The 20,121-nt window shown below is 67.4% G+C and carries 16 protein-coding genes; 8 read left to right on the top strand and 8 right to left on the bottom strand.

Annotated features, from left to right (window positions below):
* Positions 1–2: 2 nt before the first annotated feature.
* Positions 3–998 (bottom strand): biotin synthase BioB, encoded by a 996-nt coding sequence (gene bioB / locus AC5Y4N_RS16745; protein ID WP_499909943.1) that lies wholly within the window; start codon positions 996–998, stop codon positions 3–5.
* A gap of 90 nt (positions 999–1,088) precedes the next feature.
* Between bioB and AC5Y4N_RS16740 the strand changes: the two genes are divergently transcribed.
* Positions 1,089–1,682, top strand: coding sequence for a TetR family transcriptional regulator (locus AC5Y4N_RS16740; protein WP_499909941.1), 594 nt, complete (start codon positions 1,089–1,091; stop codon positions 1,680–1,682).
* 26 nt (positions 1,683–1,708) lie between these two features.
* Here AC5Y4N_RS16740 and AC5Y4N_RS16735 read toward each other — a convergent pair whose 3' ends face one another.
* From AC5Y4N_RS16735 to AC5Y4N_RS16725, 3 genes are read right to left on the bottom strand one after another with little or no spacing between them, the layout of a single operon-like run.
* Entirely contained in the window at positions 1,709–2,218 is a 510-nt protein-coding gene (locus AC5Y4N_RS16735) for a 2'-5' RNA ligase family protein (protein WP_499909939.1), read from the bottom strand.
* A gap of 1 nt (position 2,219) precedes the next feature.
* On the bottom strand, positions 2,220–2,900 hold the full coding sequence (bioD, locus tag AC5Y4N_RS16730) for a dethiobiotin synthase (RefSeq protein ID WP_499909937.1): 681 nt from the start codon (positions 2,898–2,900) through the stop codon (positions 2,220–2,222).
* Positions 2,897–4,069 carry an 8-amino-7-oxononanoate synthase gene (locus tag AC5Y4N_RS16725; RefSeq protein ID WP_499909935.1) on the bottom strand — a complete coding sequence of 391 codons (1,173 nt, stop codon included), beginning with the start codon at positions 4,067–4,069 and terminating at the stop codon, positions 2,897–2,899. Before AC5Y4N_RS16725 ends, bioD begins: the two co-directional genes overlap by 4 nt.
* 117 nt (positions 4,070–4,186) lie before the next feature.
* On the opposite strand from AC5Y4N_RS16725, the gene AC5Y4N_RS16720 reads away from it, so the two are divergent.
* Positions 4,187–8,029: an adenylate/guanylate cyclase domain-containing protein gene (locus AC5Y4N_RS16720; RefSeq protein ID WP_499909933.1), complete on the top strand. Its 3,843-nt coding sequence runs from the start codon at positions 4,187–4,189 to the stop codon at positions 8,027–8,029.
* Here the strand turns inward: AC5Y4N_RS16720 and AC5Y4N_RS16715 are convergent.
* On the bottom strand, positions 8,022–9,311 hold the full coding sequence (locus AC5Y4N_RS16715; RefSeq protein ID WP_499909931.1) for an adenosylmethionine--8-amino-7-oxononanoate transaminase: 1,290 nt from the start codon (positions 9,309–9,311) through the stop codon (positions 8,022–8,024). The genes AC5Y4N_RS16720 and AC5Y4N_RS16715 overlap by 8 nt on opposite strands.
* A 40-nt stretch (positions 9,312–9,351) precedes the next feature.
* Between AC5Y4N_RS16715 and glgX the strand changes: the two genes are divergently transcribed.
* The 5 genes from glgX to AC5Y4N_RS16690 are packed head-to-tail and all read left to right on the top strand — an operon-like array spanning position 9,352 to position 16,258.
* On the top strand, positions 9,352–11,523 hold the full coding sequence (gene glgX / locus AC5Y4N_RS16710; protein WP_499909930.1) for a glycogen debranching protein GlgX: 2,172 nt from the start codon (positions 9,352–9,354) through the stop codon (positions 11,521–11,523).
* Positions 11,520–13,826, top strand: a complete 2,307-nt coding sequence (gene treY / locus AC5Y4N_RS16705; RefSeq protein ID WP_499909928.1) for a malto-oligosyltrehalose synthase — start codon at positions 11,520–11,522, stop codon at positions 13,824–13,826. The genes glgX and treY overlap by 4 nt, the downstream gene beginning before the upstream one ends.
* Positions 13,819–15,543 (top strand): malto-oligosyltrehalose trehalohydrolase, encoded by a 1,725-nt coding sequence (treZ, locus tag AC5Y4N_RS16700; RefSeq protein ID WP_499909926.1) that lies wholly within the window; start codon positions 13,819–13,821, stop codon positions 15,541–15,543. The genes treY and treZ overlap by 8 nt, the downstream gene beginning before the upstream one ends.
* A gap of 53 nt (positions 15,544–15,596) precedes the next feature.
* Positions 15,597–15,863: a type II toxin-antitoxin system Phd/YefM family antitoxin gene (locus AC5Y4N_RS16695; RefSeq protein ID WP_499909925.1), complete on the top strand. Its 267-nt coding sequence runs from the start codon at positions 15,597–15,599 to the stop codon at positions 15,861–15,863.
* Positions 15,863–16,258 carry a type II toxin-antitoxin system VapC family toxin gene (locus tag AC5Y4N_RS16690; RefSeq protein ID WP_499909923.1) on the top strand — a complete coding sequence of 132 codons (396 nt, stop codon included), beginning with the start codon at positions 15,863–15,865 and terminating at the stop codon, positions 16,256–16,258. Before AC5Y4N_RS16695 ends, AC5Y4N_RS16690 begins: the two co-directional genes overlap by 1 nt.
* Before the next feature lie 3 nt (positions 16,259–16,261).
* Here the strand turns inward: AC5Y4N_RS16690 and ilvA are convergent, their stop codons facing one another.
* Entirely contained in the window at positions 16,262–17,551 is a 1,290-nt protein-coding gene (gene ilvA / locus AC5Y4N_RS16685; RefSeq protein WP_499909921.1) for a threonine ammonia-lyase IlvA, read from the bottom strand.
* 28 nt (positions 17,552–17,579) lie between these two features.
* On the bottom strand, positions 17,580–18,017 hold the full coding sequence (locus AC5Y4N_RS16680) for a nitroreductase family deazaflavin-dependent oxidoreductase (RefSeq protein ID WP_499909919.1): 438 nt from the start codon (positions 18,015–18,017) through the stop codon (positions 17,580–17,582).
* Positions 18,018–18,094: 77 nt separating this feature from the next.
* Here AC5Y4N_RS16680 and AC5Y4N_RS16675 point away from each other — a divergent pair, with 77 nt between their 5' ends.
* Positions 18,095–18,325, top strand: coding sequence for a hypothetical protein (locus tag AC5Y4N_RS16675; protein ID WP_499909917.1), 231 nt, complete (start codon positions 18,095–18,097; stop codon positions 18,323–18,325).
* On the opposite strand, the gene fadD11 is transcribed toward AC5Y4N_RS16675, so the two are convergent.
* The gene (fadD11, locus tag AC5Y4N_RS16670; protein WP_499909916.1) at positions 18,306–20,120 is read right to left on the bottom strand and encodes a fatty acid--CoA ligase FadD11; all 1,815 of its coding nucleotides are present in this window, start codon (positions 20,118–20,120) and stop codon (positions 18,306–18,308) included. The two genes, AC5Y4N_RS16675 and fadD11, sit on opposite strands and share 20 nt — an antisense overlap.
* Between the last annotated feature and the right edge of the window lies 1 nt (position 20,121).

Here is a 20,121-nt window from a genome sequence, read left to right as displayed (position 1 = left end):
CGTCACAGCGTCGCGTTCAAGGCCTTGATCGGCATTTGCAGATCCGTGAGCAGATCCAAGTCGGCCTCCGCCGGACGGCCCAGCGTGGTGAGGTAGTTGCCGACGATCACCGCGTTGATGCCGCCCAGGATCCCCTGCTTGGCGCCGAGGTCGCCGAGCGTGATCTCGCGGCCGCCGGCGAAGCGAAGCATGGTCCGCGGTAGCGCGAGACGGAACGCGGCGACAGCCTTGAGCGCCTCTGTGGCGGGCAGCACCTCGAGGTCGCCGAACGGCGTGCCGGGCCGCGGGTTGAGGAAGTTCAGCGGAACCTCGTCGGGCTCCAATTCCGCTAGCTGGCAAGCGAATTCGGCCCGCTGCTCGAGCGTCTCGCCCATCCCGAGAATTCCGCCGCAGCACACCTCCATGCCGGCGTCGCGCACCATCTGCAGCGTCTGCCAGCGTTCTTCCCAGGTGTGGGTGGTGACAACGTTGGTGAAGTAGGACCGTGCGGTCTCCAGATTGTGGTTGTAGCGGTGCACGCCCATCGCGGAGAGCTGGTCGACCTGCTCTTGGGTCAGCATGCCCAGGGAGCAGGCGATCTGGATGTCGACCTCGTTGCGGATCGCCTCGATGCCGGCGGCCACTTGTGCCAGCAGCCGCTCGTCGGGTCCGCGCACGGCCGCGACGATGCAGAACTCGGTGGCGCCTGTTTTCGCCGTCTGCTTGGCAGCCTCGACCAGGCTCGGGATGTCCAGCCATGCGCTGCGGACCGGCGAGCTGAACAACCCGGACTGCGAACAGAAGTGGCAGTCTTCGGGACAGCCGCCGGTCTTGAGGCTGATGATGCCCTCGACCTCCACCTCGGGACCGCACCAACGCATCCGCACCTCGTGCGCCAGCGCCAGCAGTTCGTCGAGCCGGTCGTCGTCGAGTCGCAGCACTGCAAGCACCTGATCCTGTGTCAGGCCCTCACCACGCTCGAGCACCTGCTCGCGGGCCTCGGCCAGGATGTCGATCATGTAGGCCTCCTCGTGCCTCTGCTCGTCACGCCGCCAGTTGAACACGTCGGCGGGCCGACAATTGAACGGTGTTCAGGTTAGGGTACGTGGGTGCAGCTGCGCAAAAGCGACGTGGTCGACGCCGCGACCGCTCTCCTCGATAGCTACGGCATCGCCGACCTGACCATGCGCCGGCTGGCCCGCGAACTCGACGTCACGCCTGGAGCTCTGTACTGGCACTTTCCTAGCAAGCAGGCGCTTCTGGGTGCGGTCGCCGACCGGATCTTGCTGCCTGTCGGCGACGTTGCCGGCAGCTGGCGCGAGCGCGTGGCCGGGGTCTGTGGACAGTTGCGTGAGGCGCTGCTTTCCCACACCGATGGGGCGGAGCTCGTGTCGGCCAGCTTCGCCGCCGGTCAATCTGCGGCGATGACCTCTGTCGTGATGCGCCTGACGTGCGCTGCTGCCGAGGCCGGGGTCCCACCGGGCCAAGCCGAGCTGGCGGCCCGCACCGCCGTGTACTACGTGTTGGGCTTCACCGCCGACGAGCAGTCCCGGCTGCAGTGGGACGCCGCCGGTGCGTTGCCCGAGACACAATCGGTGTTGACGACGGATCCGAGCGCCCGGTTCGCGTTCGGGTTGCGGCTGCTGGTCGACGGAATGGCGGCTTGCGCCGAGGCGGTAACTGCCGCGGAGAATGTGGAGTAAGAGCCACGCGGAATACCGTTTCGGCGTCAAGTGATGAGGTGCTCGACGCGCTTGTTGCCGTCCCAGTGCCGAAGCCCGACGAACTGCCCGCTGATGTCCCGAGTCATCGTGCGCATGGCCAGCGCCTCGGCCAGCTGCGACGCCTCCACGCGCCGCGCCAGTGTGGTGTGCGGACTCCATTGGCCTACAACGGTATTCGGTGCGGGACCGGGCTCCAGGTACGGCGAGCAGATCTGCACCACGTCGGCATGGGCCGCCAGCAGCTGCACCGAGGGCACCACCTGACGCACCAGGACGAACGGCGAGCGCCCGAACACCATCGGCGCACCGATCAGGCAGTCCAGCGGCAGCCGTTGCAGCACCTGCCGGAGCGGTTCGTCGGCCCCAGCCGAAATACCGTCCGCCACAAGCAATGTCACATGTGGCCTGCTGGTCGAGGCCGGGGTCCGCAAGCCGACGTCGGCCAGCGCCGCCCACACCCGCCGGATCGCCGCCTCGGTGTCCTGGTCGAACAGCAGCTCGAGCGAGTGCACCATGTCAGCCGGCCAGCTCCGCCAACCAGTCGCTGTCGAGCGCCGACGCGCTCATCTGCTCGAACTCCTGCGGGGACAGCCGAGCGGCGCCCGCCGGCAGCACCGCACGCAGCGGCGCCATCTTCGCCAATGCCTCGCGGTTGCCGAGTTCGACGGGTCCCGGCTCGGCGGGCCACGCGCCGATGATCAACCCGGCGCACGAAACCCCTTGTGACTCAAGGGCTTCCAGAGTCAGTGCGGTGTGGTTCAGCGTACCCAATGCGGCCCTGACGACGACGAGCACGGAACCGTGCGAATCCCGGGCCAGATCCCGCAGCGTGGCGCCGTCCTCCCCCAACTGGACCAACAGCCCGCCGGCGCCCTCGACCAGCGTGAGCTGGTGGCTGTGGTCGACGACGCGCAGGAACACGTCCAACTCGACGCGGTTGGGCAGCGCAAGACCCGCCCGTTGCGCTGCGGCAGCCGGCGCCAGCGCCTCGGGGTAGCGCCACGACCCGAACGTCTTCTCGACGCCCGACAGCCGGGCGACCTCCGCGAGGTCGTCGTCGCCGTCGATGGTGCCGGTCTGCACCGGCTTGCACACCGCCACGTCGATGCCCGCCAGCCGGGCACGGCATGCCAGCGCGGCGGTCGCGACAGTCTTGCCGACGCCCGTGTCGGTGCCTGTGACGAAGAGGTGGCTCACGCGCGTGTCGAGCGGCTGCGAGCCGCACCGAGCACTTCTGCCAGCACACGGCGCGCGGTGTCGAGTTCGTCACCGGAGAGCGACGCCCTGGCTGTCAGCCGCAGCCGCGACGTGCCCGCCGGCACCGACGGCGGCCGGAAGCAGCCGACCCGCACGCCGCGTTCGAGGCACGCTGCGGCCGCGGCCACGGCCACCTCCGGCGCGCCGAGTATCACCGACACCACGGCGGATTCCGGCCGCTCCGCCACCCCGCAGGTCTCAGCTAGCAGCGCCGCGGTGTGCAGCACCTCCCGCGGCCGCTGCGGCTCGGCGATCAGCACGCGAAGCGCCGCCAGCGCCGCACCGAGGGCGGCGGGCGCCAGTCCGGTGTCGAAGATCATCGGCCGGGCCGCGTCGATCAAATGGTTGCGGACCGCGACGGGGCCGAGCACGACGCCGCCCTGGCTGCCCAGCGCCTTCGACATCGTCGTCGTCATCACCACGTCAGGGGCGCCGGCCAGGCCGACCTCGTGCAGCAGGCCACGGCCGCCGTCGCCGCGTACGCCAAGCCCGTGCGCCTCGTCGACGATCAGCAACGCGCCGTGGCGTCGGCACACCTCGTGCAACGACAACAGCGGCGCCAGCGCGCCGTCGGCGGAGAACACCGAGTCGGTGATCACTACCGCGCGTTCTTCGGTTCGTGAGGCCAGTGCGGCGTCGACTGCGTCGACGTCGCGGTGCGCGCTCACCACCACGCGCGCCCGCGACAGCCGGCACGCGTCCACCAGAGAGGCGTGGCTGTGCGCATCCGACACCACCAGCGAGCCGGGGCCGGACAGCGCGACCACCGCCGCGAGGTTCGCCGTGTATCCCGACGAGAACACCAAAGCCGAAGCGGCGCCCACGAATTCGGCGATCGCGGCCTCGAACTCCTCGTGCAGCTCGGTGTTGCCGGTGACCAGCCGCGAGCCGGTAGACCCCGCGCCCCAGGTGCGCAGCGCCTGCACACCCGCGTCGATCACCGCGGGGTGTTGCGACAGACCCAGATAGTCGTTGGAGGCCAGGTCCACCTCGGCGCCCACCGGTGAGCGGCGGCGAAGCGACCGTCGCAGCCCCGCGCTGCGGCGTTGCGCTTCGACCTCGTCGAGCCACGCCAGCGGCGATATTTCGGTGCGGTTCAGCGGCGTCATCCCGACTTACCCTAAGCCAGCCCCGCGCACCCCAGCGTCCTGCTCCCCGTCAGCAAACATTGCGGGTTCGAAAATTGGCACCTCGCGCAGACCCGAACACGGCTAGTCTCACAGCAAGTGCACAGATCCAGGCTCGAAGCCGGGCGGGAGTTCGCCGCGTTGAAGGTCTTCATCAGCTACTCGAGTCTCGACCAGGCTGCGGTCGAGACATCCTTGGTCACCGACCTGAGCCGCGCGAGGCAAGACTTCTGGTTCGACGCGCAACGCGTGGGCGGCGACGCCTGGTGGGCGAAGGTTCTCAGTGAAATCCGCAACTGCAGCGTGTTCCTGTTCGCATTGTCGGACAATTCACTCTCGTCCAAGCTCTGCCGGACCGAACTGGCCTACGCCAAATCGCTTGGTGTTCCGGTCCTTCCAGTGCAAATCGGGCGCCTGAGTAGCGCGAGGACCGAGCCGATCTCGTCGGTGCCACAGGTCGATTACCGAGAATCGACGAAGGACAGCGGCATCGCTCTGATATCGGCCCTGCACGAATGCTCCAGCCAGCGAAGGGCCCTGCCTGATCCGCTGCCTGAGCCGCCGCCAACGCCCTACGAATATCTGCTCCGATCCGGCACCGTCCTCCGCGGCCAACAGGAGATCGCTGCGTCAGAACAGGCATCCCTACTACACGAGCTCCGCACGGCTTTCGACTCCGAGAGGGAGGACTCGGTCCGCAACGACATCCGGCAGTTGCTGCGCGAGTTGCGCGCCCGCGCCGACGTGACGTTCGCGGTTGCCAGAGAGATCGACGAAATTCTCTCGCCGGTCGCGGTGCCGGCGGAGGTGGCCGTCGCCGGCGTGGCCCACACTGTCCCCAGGCAGCACGAGACGCTGGCCACCGGCGGCTCCGAGGCCGACGCCGAGGACGTGTTCTCGACGCCGGCAGTCGCCGGCGAGATCCGGCGGCTGACGATCATGTTCGCTGACCTTGTCGACTCGACCGTGCTGTCGACGACAGTCGAACCCGAGGTCTACCGACTGCTTGTGGGCCGCTATCGCGACGAAGTGCTGCGGGTGGTCAACCGCTATGAAGGCCACGTCGGTTCGACGAAGGGCGACGGTCTGCTGGTGGTGTTCGGACATCCGCATCCCCACGAAAACGACGTGCGCCGGGCAGTGCAGGCCGGCCTGGACATCACACGTGAGGTGGCGCGGCTGAGCGCTCACGCCCAGCGCCGCTTCGGCGCCCAGCTGAACGTGCGGGTCGGAATCCACCGCGGCCCGGTGTACCTCGACACCGCACAGGACGATGTCTACGGCTTGGCCGCCAACCTGGCGGCACGCGTATCAGGTCTGGCACCCCCCGGATCCCTCGTTGTCTCCGACACCGTCGAGCCGTTGATCCGGCAGACGTTCGAACTGGAGGCCCTGACTCCAGCGCCCGTGAAAGGTGTCGACGGGCTGATCACTCACTTCCGCGTCGTGTGCGAGCGGACGGACGGAGCGCAAATCACTCTGGCCCCGCTGGTGGGTCGCGAGCGAGAGATGGCGCGGCTGCACAAGACCTGGACCCGCGCCCAGACAGGCACAATGACAACGCCGGGGGTGGTCTTTCGCGGTGAGGCCGGCATCGGCAAGAGCCGGTTGGCCGCGGCGGCGGCCGAGTTGGTCCGAGCCGACGGCGGGATCGTGCTCGAGTTGGTCGGGTCCCCGTTCCACCCGGAGGTCGGGCTGCACCCGGTCCGCTCGCTGTTGGAGCGGCGATGCGGCATCAATCGGCACAGCACCCCGCAACAGCGACTTGCACTGCTGCGCGCCGAGATCAACGCGGTGGGACTCGATTCGTCGACCGTGCTGCCGTTGTTGGCGCCGGTACTCGCCATCGGCCCCGAACACGGCTACCAGCCGGTGCCCGTCGAAGGCCGAAAGCTGCAAGAGCTGATCGCCGATGTGGTGCAGCGTTATCTGGACGCGTGCCTTGACGGCTCCCCTGGCCTTCTGATCGGCGAAGACGTGCACTGGTTCGACCCGTCGACGCTAGAGATCCTCGGTGGGCTGCTGCGGCGCTCCGGCACCCGGATGATGGTGGTGCTCACCGGCCGGGACGGGAATTGGTTGTCCCCCGACTGGCAGGTGAAGACCTTCGACCTGGCTGCATTGACTCCCGAGGAGTCGGAGGAGTTGATCGTCTTACTCAATCCGGCCGTATCGGAAGACGAGCGCGTATCGGTGCGTGAACGCTGTGACGGCGTGCCGTTCTACATCGAGCAGGTGACTGCCGGGTTGGGCATGACCGGCGACGGACAGGGACCGACGGTGCCCGACCCGCTGTACGAGCCGCTGTTCTCCCGGCTGTTGGCGAGCCGCAACGTCGTACCGGTCGTCGAGGGGGCCGCGGCGATCGGACGGCACGTCGAGCGGTCGTTGTTGATCGCCGTGTCGGGGTTGTCCTCCGAAGAGGTCGACGACGTGCTCGACGAACTGGAAGAAGCCGCGGTGCTCGAGCCGTGGGGCGCCGACGCCTGGCGGTTCCGCCACGAGTTGCTCCGCGAAGTCGCCGCTGAACTCGCTCCTCCGAGCGTGCGCCGCAACTTGCACGCACGGGTGGCCGACACACTGGTCGCCGGGAGCGGCGATCCTGATTGGCGACTTGTCGCCGGCCACTATGAACGGGCCGAGCGTTACGACGACGCCGCGTCGGCTTACCAGCGAGCCTCCGCCGACGCGCGGCGCCGGGGAGCGCTGACGGAGGCTCGCACCTACCTCACGCATGGCCTGACGCAGCTCGAGAAGTGCTCGCCGAGCCCCGAACGAGACCGACGGCAAATCGGGCTGCGGCTCGATCGCGGATTCCTGACGTCAGCCGCCGAGGGCTACATGAGTCCAGCGGTCGTCGCCGACTTCGAGCGTTGCCGGGAACTGGTCGGGGAGGAAATGAGCGACGACCAAGGGCTTGCCACGCTGTTGGCCGTCGCGTCGTTCCATTGTTCGCGCGCCGAATTGCGGAAAACCGAGGAACTCATCGAGCTCGTCCAAACCGGCCAGGCCGCCGACCGGCCGTGGTTCCGGCCAGTGATCGACGGGTTCTTCGGCATGGTGGCGTTTCAGCGCGGTGATTTCCCCACGGCCCGGTCCTGGTTCACGACCGCGGCCACAGGTGTCGCCGAAGCAGAGGCGCCCCACCTCGAGGCGCTGTGGTTCATCCCGCACGACTCTGTGGCAATAAGCCACGAGCATTTGGCCATCGACCGGGTCCTGCACGGCGACATCGCCGCAGCAGAGGCCGAGATGGAGAAAGCCAAGCGCCGATCGGAGCGGCTGGCGTTCCCGACGGGTCCGTACAACTACGTCTACGCCGTCGACATGGAGATCTGGATGCGGGCGGAGGCCGGCCAAGTCGACCGCGCCGAGAAGCTCGTCGACGAGATGCTCGAAAGGTCGGAGCGGCACGGCTTCGACTTCTGGCAGATGTTCGGCATGACGGAGCAATCTCTGGTGCACGCCTACCGGTTGCTGTCCTCAGACGAGCCGGATTCGGCTGCCCTTTCCGCTGCGATCGAGGCGATGACGCAATGGGTGGAGCTCTGGCGCGCGCTCGGTCTGGTCGCTTATCAGACCCACTACGACTGCCTACTCGCCGAGCTGTTGATCGCGGCGGGCCGCACCGATGAGGCGCGAGACCGGATCAGCACCGGGCTTCAGATCGCCGAGGACACCGGGATGCATTTCTATGACGCTGAGCTTCTTCGGGTACGCGCCCGCACGCAGCCCGACGACGATAAGCGGGCTGCCGATCTGGCCACGGCAATTCAACTCGCCCACCACCAGGACGCACCGCTGTTCGAATTACGCGCTGCGACAGACGATTTCGAGTTGCGCGGTGCGCCTGCCCGGGAGGCCCTCACGACTGCCGTCGGCCGCTTCCCGGTGGACTGCGAGCTTCCCGACGTGTCGCGAGCGCGGGCGCTGATCAGCTGACCGAAGCGGCGACGGCGACCATCGCGGCGGTGATGCGCTCGGTCTCCTCGGGTGAGCAGATGTAGGGCGGCATGGCGTAGATCAGGTTGCGGAACGGCCGCAGCCACACGCCGTGGTCCAGTGCGACAGGCGTGGCGACCGCGAGGTCCACCGGCTCACGCGTCTCGATCACCCCGATCGCGCCGAGCACCCGCACGTCCGCGACGCCGTCGAGCCGTCGCGCCGGTTCCAGACCCGACCGCAAACCCGTTTCGATCTCCCCCACCAGCGACCGCCAGTCTTGGCCGAGCAGCAGCTCCACCGACGCCACCGAGACCGCACACGCCAGCGCGTTGGCCATGAACGTCGGGCCGTGCATCAGCGCGCCCGGCTCGTGGCTGCTGATGGTCTGCGCCACCTCGCCCGTGCACAGCGTCGCGGCCAGCGTGATGTAACCGCCGGTCAGCGCCTTGCCCACGCACATGATGTCCGGCGCGACCCCGGCGTGGTCGGCGGCAAATAGCTCTCCGGTGCGCCCGAACCCCGTCGCGATCTCGTCGAAGATCAGCAGGACACCGTAACGCCGGCACATGTCGCGCAGGTCGGCCAGATAGCGGGCGTCGTGGAACCTCATCCCGCCGGCGCCTTGGACCACCGGCTCGACGATCACCGCGGCCAGCTCGTCGGCGTGACCGGCCAGCTGCTCCTCGAACGCGGCGCTGTAGGAGGCGTCGTAGTCGGTGGGCACCTGCGGCGCGAACACCTGCCTGGCCAGCACGTCCGTCCACAACGCGTGCATGCCGCCGTCCGGGTCGCAGACGCTCATCGGGGTGAAGGTGTCGCCGTGGTAGCCACCGCGCCACGTCATCAACCGGTGCTTGGCCGGCCGCCCGAGGCTGCGCCAATACTGCAGCGCCATCTTGACCGCCACCTCCACCGACACCGAGCCCGAGTCGCTGAAGAACACGGTCTCCAATCCGGGCGGGGTGATGTCGACCAGAAGCTGCGCCAGGCGCGCCGCCGGCTCGTGGGTGAGCCCGCCGAACATCACGTGGTTCATCGTGGCCAGCTGGTCGATGATCGCCTTGTCCAGCACCGGGTGGCCGTGACCGTGAATCGCCGTCCACCACGAGCTCATCGCGTCCAGCACCTCGACCCGGCGACCGTCGCGCACCACGGTCAGCGACGCGCCGCGGGCGCCCACCGCGACCGTCGGCGCGAGCGCCTGCGCGCCGATGGGGCTGTACGGATGCCAGATGTGCGCTGCGTCGATCGCGCCGATCTCGTCGGGAGTCAACGGCACGAAGACTGAGAGTACGGACGCGGGTCGATAGGGTCGAATCGTGGCCGCGAGTGACTCGAATCCGAACACCGGGCCGATCCTGGCGACAGTGTGGCCCGGCACTCCGTATCCGCTCGGCGCAACCTACGACGGCGCTGGCACCAACTTCTCGCTGTTCTCCGAAGTCGCCGAGAAAGTCGAGCTCTGCTTGATCGAACGGAACGGGACCGAAGACCGCATCCGGCTCGACGAGGTCGACGGTTTCGTCTGGCACGCCTACCTGCCGGGCATCACGCCGGGCCAGCGCTACGGATTCCGGGTGTACGGGCCGTGGGAGCCGGCCGCCGGGCACCGCTGCGATTCGAGCAAGCTTCTGCTCGACCCCTACGGCAAGGCCTTCGACGGCGAGTTCACAAAGGGCCCGGCGCTGTTCTCCTACGATCTTGCCGCCGCCGAACACGACGACTCTGCGTCGGTCAAGGGCCCGATGCTCGACTCACTGGGCTCCACCATGACAAGCGTCGTGGTCAACCCCTTCTTCGACTGGGGCTCCGACCGCGCGCCGCGGCGGCCGTACAACGAGACGATCATCTACGAGGCGCACGTCAAGGGCATGACGCAGACCCATCCCGGCCTGCCGGAGGAGCTGCGCGGCACCTACGCGGGCCTGTGCCATCCCGCGGTGATCGAGCATCTGCTGTCGTTGAACGTCACCGCGATCGAGCTGATGCCGGTGCACCAGTTCATGCACGACTTCCGGCTGCTCGACCTCGGTCTGCGGAACTACTGGGGCTACAACACTTTCGGCTTCTTCGCGCCGCACAACGCCTACGCGTCGATCCGCCAGCCCGGTGCCGCCGTCGCGGAGTTCAAGACCATGGTGCGCACGTTTCACGAGGCGGGTGTCGAGGTGATTCTCGACGTGGTTTACAACCACACCGCCGAGGGCAATCAGCTGGGGCCCACCATCAACTTCCGCGGCATCGACAACGCCGCCTACTACCGGCTCGTCGACGAGGATTTGCGCTATTACAGGGACTACACCGGCACAGGCAACAGCCTCAACGCGCGTCACCCCCACACTCTTCAGCTCATCATGGATTCGTTGCGCTACTGGGTGCTGGAGATGCACGTCGACGGCTTCCGGTTCGATCTGGCGGCGACGCTGGCGCGGGAATTACACGACGTGGACCGGCTTTCGGCGTTCTTCGACCTGGTGCAGCAGGACCCCGTGGTGAGCCAGGTGAAGCTGATCGCCGAACCGTGGGACGTCGGCGAGGGCGGCTACCAGGTCGGCAACTTCCCGGGTCTGTGGACGGAGTGGAACGGCAAGTACCGCGACACGGTGCGTGACTACTGGCGCGGCGAGCCGGCCACTCTCGGCGAGTTCGCATCGCGGTTGACCGGATCGTCGGACCTGTACGAAGCGACCGGGCGCCGGCCCAGCGCCAGCATCAACTTCGTGACCGCGCACGACGGTTTCACACTGCACGATCTGGTGTCCTACAACGACAAGCACAACGAGGCCAACGGCGAGGACAACCGCGACGGCGAAAGCTACAACCGGTCGTGGAATTGCGGCGTGGAAGGCCCCACCGACGACCCGGCGATCATCAAGCTGCGCTGCCGGCAGATGCGCAATTTCCTTGTCACACTGATGGTTTCCCAAGGCACGCCGATGATCGCGCACGGCGACGAGATCGGCCGCACCCAGCGCGGCAACAACAACGTCTACTGCCAGGATTCCGAGCTGTCCTGGATCGACTGGTCGCTCACGGAGAAGAACGCCGACCTGCTGGCGTTCGCGCGCAAGGTGACCAAGCTTCGCAAGGACCACCCGGTGTTCCGCCGGCGCCGCTTCTTCGCGGGCACGCCGATCCGCACCGGCGCGCAGATCCGCGACATCGCGTGGCTCACCCCGGCCGGCCAGGAGATGACACTCGAGGACTGGGACAGTGGATTCGGCAAAGCCGTCACTGTGTTCCTCAATGGTGCGGCCATTCCCGAGCCCGACGCGCGGGGATATCCCGTCGTCGACGACTCGTTTCTGCTGTGCTTCAACGCACACGACCACGACTTGGATGTCGTTGTGCCGCAAGGAAATTACGGCAGCCTATGGCAGGGATGCCTGGACACCGCGGACCCGGTGGGAAACACCGATCTGACAGTGCGGGCCGGCGAGAAAATCACGATGGAGGCGCGTTCGGTGATCGTGTTGAGAAGAGCAGCGTGAGTCCCCACCCGGTGGTGTCCACCTACCGGCTGCAGATGCGCGGGCCGGCCAGCGGCGAGGCGTTCACCTTCGCCGATGCCGAAGCCCTGCTCGACTACCTCGACGACCTCGGCGTCACCCACGTCTACCTGTCGCCGATCCTCACCGCGGTCGAAGGCTCCACGCACGGTTACGACGTGACCGATCCGACGTCGGTTTTCGACGAGTTGGGCGGCGCCGACGGATTCGCGCAGCTGTCCGCCGCCGCCCGCAAGCGCGGACTGGGGTTGGTGGTCGACATCGTGCCCAACCACCTCGGTGTCGATGCGCCGCAACAGAATCCGTGGTGGTGGGATGTGCTGCGCCACGGCCGGGAATCGCAGTACGCCACGTACTTCGACATCGACTGGGCACCGGACAACGGTGTCGACGGCAAGCTGGCGCTGCCGGTGCTCGGCTCCGACGAAGACGTCGACCAGCTGACCGTCGACGGCGACCTGCTGCGCCTCGGCGACCTCGCGTTCCCGATCGCACCGGGCACCGGTGACGGCACCGGACCACAAGTGCACGACCGCCAGCACTACCGGCTGATCGGATGGCGGCGCGAATTGTGCGGGTATCGGCGGTTTTTCGCGATCACCTCACTGGCCGGGCTGCGACAGGAAGACCGTGAAGTGTTCGACGCCAGCCATGTCGAGGTCCGGCGGTGGTGCGCCGACGGCCTGGTCGACGGCCTGCGCGTGGACCATCCCGACGGGCTGTCTGATCCGGCGGGATATCTCGCGTGGCTCCGCGAAATCGCCGGCCCGGGCGCGTGGATCGTCATCGAGAAGATCCTCGCCGTGGACGAGGCGCTGGATCCGACCTTGCCGATCGCCGGCACCACCGGCTATGACGCGTTGCGCGAAATCGGCGGCCTGTTCGTCGACCCCACCGGCGAGCCCGCGCTCACCACACTGTTCGAGACCGCAGGCACCGACTACGCGACCATGCCGCAGCTGGCCCGCACACTGAAAGCCACCACTGTGACCCGCACACTGGCCAGCGAGTTGCGCCGGCTGTGCCGCGCGATAGTCCGGGTCACCGGCACCGGTCATCCGCAGTTGGCCGATGCGGTGGCCGCGCTGGTCAGCCGAATTCCGTTGTACCGCAGCGATTACCTGTGCCTGGCGGCGGTGCTGCCCGCCGCCCTGGCCGAAACCGTCGAGGCGGAACCGCAACTGGCCGAGGCGCTGGCGATCGTGACGGCTGCTCTCACGCACGACGAGCCCGCGGTGCGCCTGCAGCAGCTGTGCGGTGCCGCGACGGCCAAGTCGGTGGAGGACTGCCTGTTCTACCGCGACGCCCGGCTGGTGTCGCTCAACGAAGTCGGCGGCGAACCGGACCGCTTCGGCGTCAGCGCAGCCGAATTCCACCAGCGAGCCGCCGACCGGGCGCGGCTGTGGCCATCGGCCATGACGACGCTGTCGACCCACGACACCAAACGTGGCGAGGACGTGCGCGCCCGGATCGGCGTGCTGTCGCAAGTCCCGTCGCTGTGGGCGGAGTTCGTCGGCGGCTGGGAGCAGCGATCGCCGGCACCGGACCGGACGACCGGAATGTTTCTGTGGCAGAACATCTTCGGCGTGTGGCCGGCAGATGGTGTGGTCACGCAGGAGCTGCGCGATCGGCTGCACGGATACGCCGAGAAGGCGATGCGCGAGGCAGCCACCCGCACGTCGTGGAACGACCCGGACGACGACTTCGAATCCGCTGTGCACCGATGGCTCGATACGGTGATCTCCGGGGATATCGCCGCGGAGCTCACCGGCTTGGTGGCCCGCCTCGACCCGCATGCCCGCAACGACGCGCTGGGCCAGAAACTCGTGCAGCTCACCGCGCCCGGTGTGCCGGACGTCTACCAGGGCACCGAGCTGTGGGAGGACAGCCTGGTCGACCCGGACAACCGCCGGCCTGTCGACTATGCGCTGCGGCGGTCCGCCCTTGCGGCGCTCGAACATCCGAAGGTGCGCGTGACCGCCTCCGCGTTGCGACTGAGGCGCCGGCGTCCCGACACCTTCCTGGCCGGCGGCTATCTGCCGATGCTTGCGACGGGGCGGTCTCGCGCGCATCTGGTCGCGTTCGGCCGGGGCGACGACGTCGTGGTGGCGGTCAGCCGCTGGACGTTACGGTTAGCCGAAACCGGTTGGGATGACACCAGTCTCGCGCTGCCGGCCGGTCGGTGGACCGACGTCTTGACGGGCAAGCTGTTCGAGGGTGACGTGTCGGCCGTCGAGTTGTTCGGCGAGTTGCCAGTGGCGTTATTGGAGCGCGCCGATGACTGAATTTGCGGTATGGGCGCCGATTCCCGAGCGGGTGCAGCTCGACGTCGAAGGCACGCTGTATCCGATGCACCGCGCAGACGACGGCTGGTGGCGCGCGACCGTGGACACCGCACCCGATGCGCGGTACGGGTTCGTCCTCGACGACGACCCGAAGGTGTTGCCGGATCCCCGCTCACCGCGGCAGCCCGACGGCGTACACGAACGCTCACAGCTGTGGAAGCCGGCGGCTGACGCATGGTCGGACCAGAACTGGTCTGGCCGCTCCATCGAAGGTGCGGTGATCTACGAGCTGCACGTCGGCACGTTCACCCCCGAGGGCACGCTGGACTCGGCGATCGACAAGCTCGACTACTTGGTGCGCCTGGGCGTGGATTTCGTCGAGCTGATGCCTGTCAACGCGTTCGCCGGCACTCACGGGTGGGGTTACGACGGGGTGCTCTGGTATGCGGTGCACGAACCGTACGGCGGACCCGACGCGCTGGTGCGGTTCGTCGACGCCTGCCACCGGCACGGCTTGGGTCTGCTGATCGACGCGGTGTTCAATCACCTTGGGCCGTCGGGAAATTACCTGCCCCGGTTCGGTCCGTACCTGTCCTCGGGCAGCAACCCGTGGGGCGAAGGTCCCAACCTGTCCGACGCGGGCGCCGACGAAGTGCGCCGCTACATCATCGACTGCGCGCTGCGCTGGATGCGCGACTTCCACGCCGACGGCCTGCGTCTGGACGCGGTGCACGCCTTGGTGGATACGACGGCCATCCACATCCTCGAGGAGTTGTCCGCCGAAACCGACGCCCTCTCAGCCGAACTCGGCCGCCCGCTGTCGTTGATCGCCGAAAGCGACCTCAACGACCCGCGGCTGATCACCCCGCGCGAGGCGGGCGGCTACGGCATGACCGCGCAATGGGACGACGACATCCACCACGCCATCCATGCCGCGGTGTCCGGTGAACGGCAGGGTTACTACGGCGATTTCGGCACGCTGGAAGTGCTGGCCACCACGCTGCGAAACGGCTACTTTCACGCCGCCACCTATTCGTCGTTCCGCGGTCGCCGGCACGGCAGACCCCTGGACAAGAAGACCATCCCCGCGACCCGGCTTCTGGCCTACACCTGCACCCACGATCAGGTCGGCAATCGCGCCGTCGGTGACCGGCCGTCGCAGAACCTCGACTTCGGGCAGCTGGCGGTCAAGGCCGCGCTGGCGCTCGGATCCCCCTACACGGCAATGCTTTTCATGGGCGAGGAGTGGGGCTCGTCGCATCCGTTCCAGTTCTTCACTTCGCATCCGGAGCCGGAGCTGGCCCGGGCCACCGCTGAGGGGCGCAAGGCGGAGTTCGCTCATCACGGCTGGGATGCCGACGAGATCCCCGATCCACAGGACCCGCAGACGTTTCTGCGGTCCAAGCTGGACTGGGACGAGGTGACCGTCGGTGAGCACGCCCAGCTGTGGCACGTCTACCGGCAGCTGATTGCATTGCGGCACAACGAGCCTGACCTTCGCGACCCGTGGCTCGAGCACCTCGGCGTCGACTACGACGAGGAGCAGGGCTGGCTGGTGATGCGGCGCGGGGCGCTGTCGATCGCCTGCAACATCGGCGCCGAGCCGGCGCCGGTGCCGGTCAGCGGCGAGGTGGTGCTGGCCTGGGGAGAACCGGTGGTCGACGGCTCGCGGATACGTCTCGCGGGGCACTCGTTTGCGATCGTGCGCGCGGCGTAGGCGGCTACGGCTTGGTCAACACGGGGCAGCGGCATTGTGCTACGGTGTGCTACATGGACAGGATCGGTCTTCGCGAACTCCGCCAGAACGCGAGCCGCTACATCGCCCGTGTCGCGCAGGGAGAAACTGTCGAAGTGACTCAGCGAGGTCGTTTGGTGGCCAGAATTGTCCCGGCCGTGGAAGACCCATGGCGCGACCTCATCCTTCGCGGCGAAATCACTCCGCCGGAGTCGTCGGACCAACTGCTCGACGTGCAGCCTTTGGACTGTGGAATTGATCTCTCGGGGGCGCTGGCGGAATTGCGGGCTGACGAACGGTGATGCAGCTGTACCTCGATAGTTCTGCGCTGGTAAAGCTCGCCGTCGTCGAAGCCGAGACGTCCGCGCTCAGAGCGTATCTCCGTCAATACCGCTCCGATGTCCAGATGAGCGCCGCCTTGGCTCGGACGGAATTGCTCAGAGCCGCTGCGCTGCGTGGGTCCAGCGAAGCTGCTCACAACGCGCGCAACGTTATCGCTACGCTTCACCTCGTACCGCTGAGCAACAGGCTCCTCGAAAACGCGGCAACTCTACCGCCTCTAAGACTGCGGACGCTCGATGCTATCCACCTCGCCGCCGCGCTCACTGCGCCTGATCTTCGGGCTGTCGTCACCTACGACAGTCGTCTAGCGGATGCTGTTGATGCTCATGGGATTTCGGTGGCACAGCCGGCGTGAGCGCTACGGGTTGATCAGGTAGCGATACGCCGGCGATTCGGGCGCCAGCACTTCGACGTCCATGTCGGACGCGGCCATCCGGGTGAGCAGTCCGTCGTAGTCCTCCGCCGATCCGAGCTGGATGCCGACCAGGGCCGCCCCGGTCTCGCGATTGTTGCGCTTGACGTATTCGAACAACGTGATGTCGTCGTTGGGCCCGAGGACCTGATCGAGGAAGCGCCGCAGCGCACCCGGCTCCTGCGGGAAGTCCACCAGGAAGTAGTGCTTGAGGCCAAGGTGCACCAAAGACCGTTCCAGGATCTCGCCGTAGCGTGATACGTCGTTATTGCCGCCGGAGATCAAGCACACCACCGTCGAATCCGGTTCCACCACATCAGTTTCCAGCAGCGCCGTCACCGACAGCGCACCCGCCGGCTCGGCGATGATGCCCTCGTTCTGATACAGGTCCAGCATCGCGGTGGACACTGCGCCCTCGTCGACCGGCGTCACCGACACCATGTCGCCGGCAGCGGCCAGTGCGGCGTAGGTCAGCGTGCCGGCCCGGTTGACTGCGGCGCCGTCGACGAACTGGTCGACGTGCTCCAGCGTCACCGGCCCACCGGCAGCCAGCGCGGCGATCATCGCCGCGGCCCGCGCCGGCTCCACGCCCAGCACCGCGGTGTTCGACGTGCGCTCGGCCAGATAGGTAGTGATGCCCGCGATCAGCCCCCCGCCGCCGACCGGCACGATCACCAGATCGGGCTCTTCGTCGAGCTGTTCGAGGATTTCGGCGGCGATCGTGCCCTGCCCGGCGATGGTGCGCACGTCGTCGAACGGCGGCACCAGCGTGGCCCCGGTCCGGGCGACGTCCTCGAGTGCGGCTTCGGCAGCCAGATCGTAGGTGGACCCGACGGCGATCAGTTCGATGAACTCGCCGCCGTGGTAGCGGATGCGGTCACGCTTCTGCTTGGGCGTCTTGCGCGGAACGTAGACGCGGCCCTTGATGCCCATCGAGCGGCAGGCGTGAGCGAATCCCTGCGCATGGTTGCCGGCCGACGAGCACACCACACCCGCCTTACGCTCCTCGTCGGTCAACTGCATCAGCAGGTTGTACGCGCCGCGCAGCTTGAACGACCGGACCGACTGCAGATCTTCGCGCTTGAAGTACACCGTGGCGCCGGTCGCCGCGGACAGGCGTTCGCTGAGCTGAAGCGGACTCGGCGCCACCACGCCGGAAATTCGCTTCACCGCCGCGTCGACGTCGGCCGCGGACAGCGGCCCATCGGTGCGGGTCAGGCTCGGTTCGGCGGACACCGGTCAATGGTGCCAGCAACCATGCAGGTCAATCCACTCGGGTGAGCACGAACACCGGGATCTGGCGGTCGGTCTTCTCCTGATATTTCGCGTAGTCCGGCCAGGCTTGCACGGCACGCTCCCACCAGACGGCTTTCTCGTCCCCGAAGACTTCCCGGGCCTCGTAGTCGTGGGTCTCGGTGCCGTCCTGCAACTCCACTCGGGGATTGGCCTTGACGTTGTAGTACCAGACCGGGTTCTTCGGTGCGCCGCCCAGCGAGGCGACGATCGCGTATTGGCCGTCGTGCTCGACGCGCATCAGCGGGATCTTGCGCAGCTTGCCGGTCTTGGCGCCGACCGTGGTCAGCAGGACCACCGGCTTGCCTTGCATGTCGGTGCCCTCGGTGCCGCCGGATTCCATGTACTTCTCGGCTTGCTCTCGAGACCAGTCCCACGGGCTCGGGGCATATTCACCAGACAGAGGCATCCGCCCACCATATGCGCAGGCGTCGACACACGGCGTTTCGGTTGCCCGAAATCTTCCTCTGGGCGTAACCTGAACCTATGACGACGGCCGAGCGCATCCCTGCGATCGCCTCTCCGAAGAGCACGGAGGTGACGATCGCCGGCGTGCCGTGGCCGCTCTACAAGGTCGTGGGCCTGCTCGTCGGCTTCCTGGTCGCGGTGGTGGCCGGGCTGGTGACGACGGACGTGGCGGTAGCCGTGTTGGCCGGTGCGGCCGCCGGCACCGCCGCCTGGCTGGTGGTCGGCGCCGTTACGCACGCACACCGCTGACAGCCGGCTCGTAGACCAGCTCCCCCGGTCGCGGGGCGTACAACTCCTCGATCTCCGCGGCGTATTTCTCGTTGATCTGACGCCGGCGCAGCTTGAGGGTGAGCGTGACTTCATCGCCGCCCGGCTCCCAGAACGTCGGCAGCACGCGGAACCGTTTGATCTGTTCCACCCGGGACAGCTTCCTGTTACCTTCGGCCACCCCCGCCGCGATCTCAGCGATCACGTCCGGATGGCTGGCCAGCGTCTGCGGCGACGCGTCCGCCAGCCCATGCTGCGCGGCGTACGGCACCGCCGACTCGGCGTCGAGCACGATCAGCGCGGTGTTGTACGGCCGCGCGTCGCCGATGGCGACCATCGCACCGATCAGCGGGCAGGCGGCCTTGATCGTGTTCTCGATATTGGCCGGTGACATGTTCTTGCCGCCGGCGTTGATGATCAATTCCTTCTTGCGGTCGATCACGCGCAGGAAACCGTCGTCGTCGACTTCCAGGATGTCTCCGGTGTGCAGCCAGCCGTCGGCGTCGATGGCCTCCGCCGTCTTCTGCGGCTCCTTGCGGTAGCCCTTCATCACCAGCGGACCGCGCACCAGGAACTCGCCGTCGTCGGCGATCTTGTACTCCAAACCCGGCAGCAGCTTGCCGACGGTGCCGAGCTTCGCCTCCCGCGGATGGCTCACGCTGGCGACGCAACTGAGCTCCGACATGCCCCACACCTCCGCGATCGGCACGCCGAGCCCGGCGAAGAAAGCCAGCGTCTCCTTGGGGATGGGCGCCGCACCCGACACCGTCCACCGCACCTGGTCCAAACCCAGCTTGGCCCGCAGCTTCGACAACACCAGTTCGTCGGCCTGCGCCCACTCGGCGGCCAGGTCGTCGGGCACTTCCGTACCGGCGAGCAGCGCTGCGGCTTTCTTCGCGCCGACGGCCATCGCCCACTGCAAGGCCTGACGCCGGGTCTCGTCGGACTCGTTAGCTACGGCGAATTCGATTGCGGCCTTCAGCTTTTCCCATACCCGCGGCACCGCGCCCCAGATCGTGGGACGCGCGTCAGGCAGCGCCGCGGCGATCGCCTTCGTGTCGGAGACGACGGTGACCTGCGTGCCGAACACTTCTTGGCTGTAAAGGCAGCTCCACCGGTCGGCGATGTGCGCCGACGGCAGAAACGACGTGATCCGGTCGCCGAAACGGACGTCGAGCACGCTCGCGACTGCGAACGACTCGAACAGTAGGTTCGCGTGGGTCATCTCCACGCCTTTCGGGCTTCCCGTGGTGCCCGAGGTGTAGATCAATGTCGCGATGTCGTCGGATTCGACTGCCCGCCAAGCTGATTCGAAATCGAAGTCGGCAGGCGCGGCGGCCAGCACGTCCTCGAGCGGCACGGACCCCGGCGGCGAGCCGTCGATGCAGACAATATGGTCCAGGGCCACGCCGCTGGCTTTGATGCGGTCGACGTACTGCTGTTCGCAGATCACCACGTTGGTTTCCGCGTTGCCGAACAGGTACGCCAACTGCTCGGCCGCCAAGGTGTTGTACACCGAAAACGAGGTCGCGCCCAGGTGTTGCGCGCCGACATCGAGTGGATAGAACTCGATCCGGTTGGCCATCATCAGCGACACCGTGTCCCCGCGTTTGACACCCAGCCCCGCCAGTCCTGCGGTCACCCGCCGGACCTGGTCGGCGTACTGGCGCCAGGTGAGGGTCTGGGTGTCGCCCGGGGTGCGCAGCGCGACGGCGTCCGGATCGATGCTTGCGGTTTGCTGAAAGGCCTCGCAAAGAGTGGCCGGTCGCTCGGTCATG

The sequence above is a fragment of the Mycobacterium sp. NGS19 genome (assembly GCF_059813155.1).
This window is presented reverse-complemented; position numbering and strand designations above follow the sequence as displayed.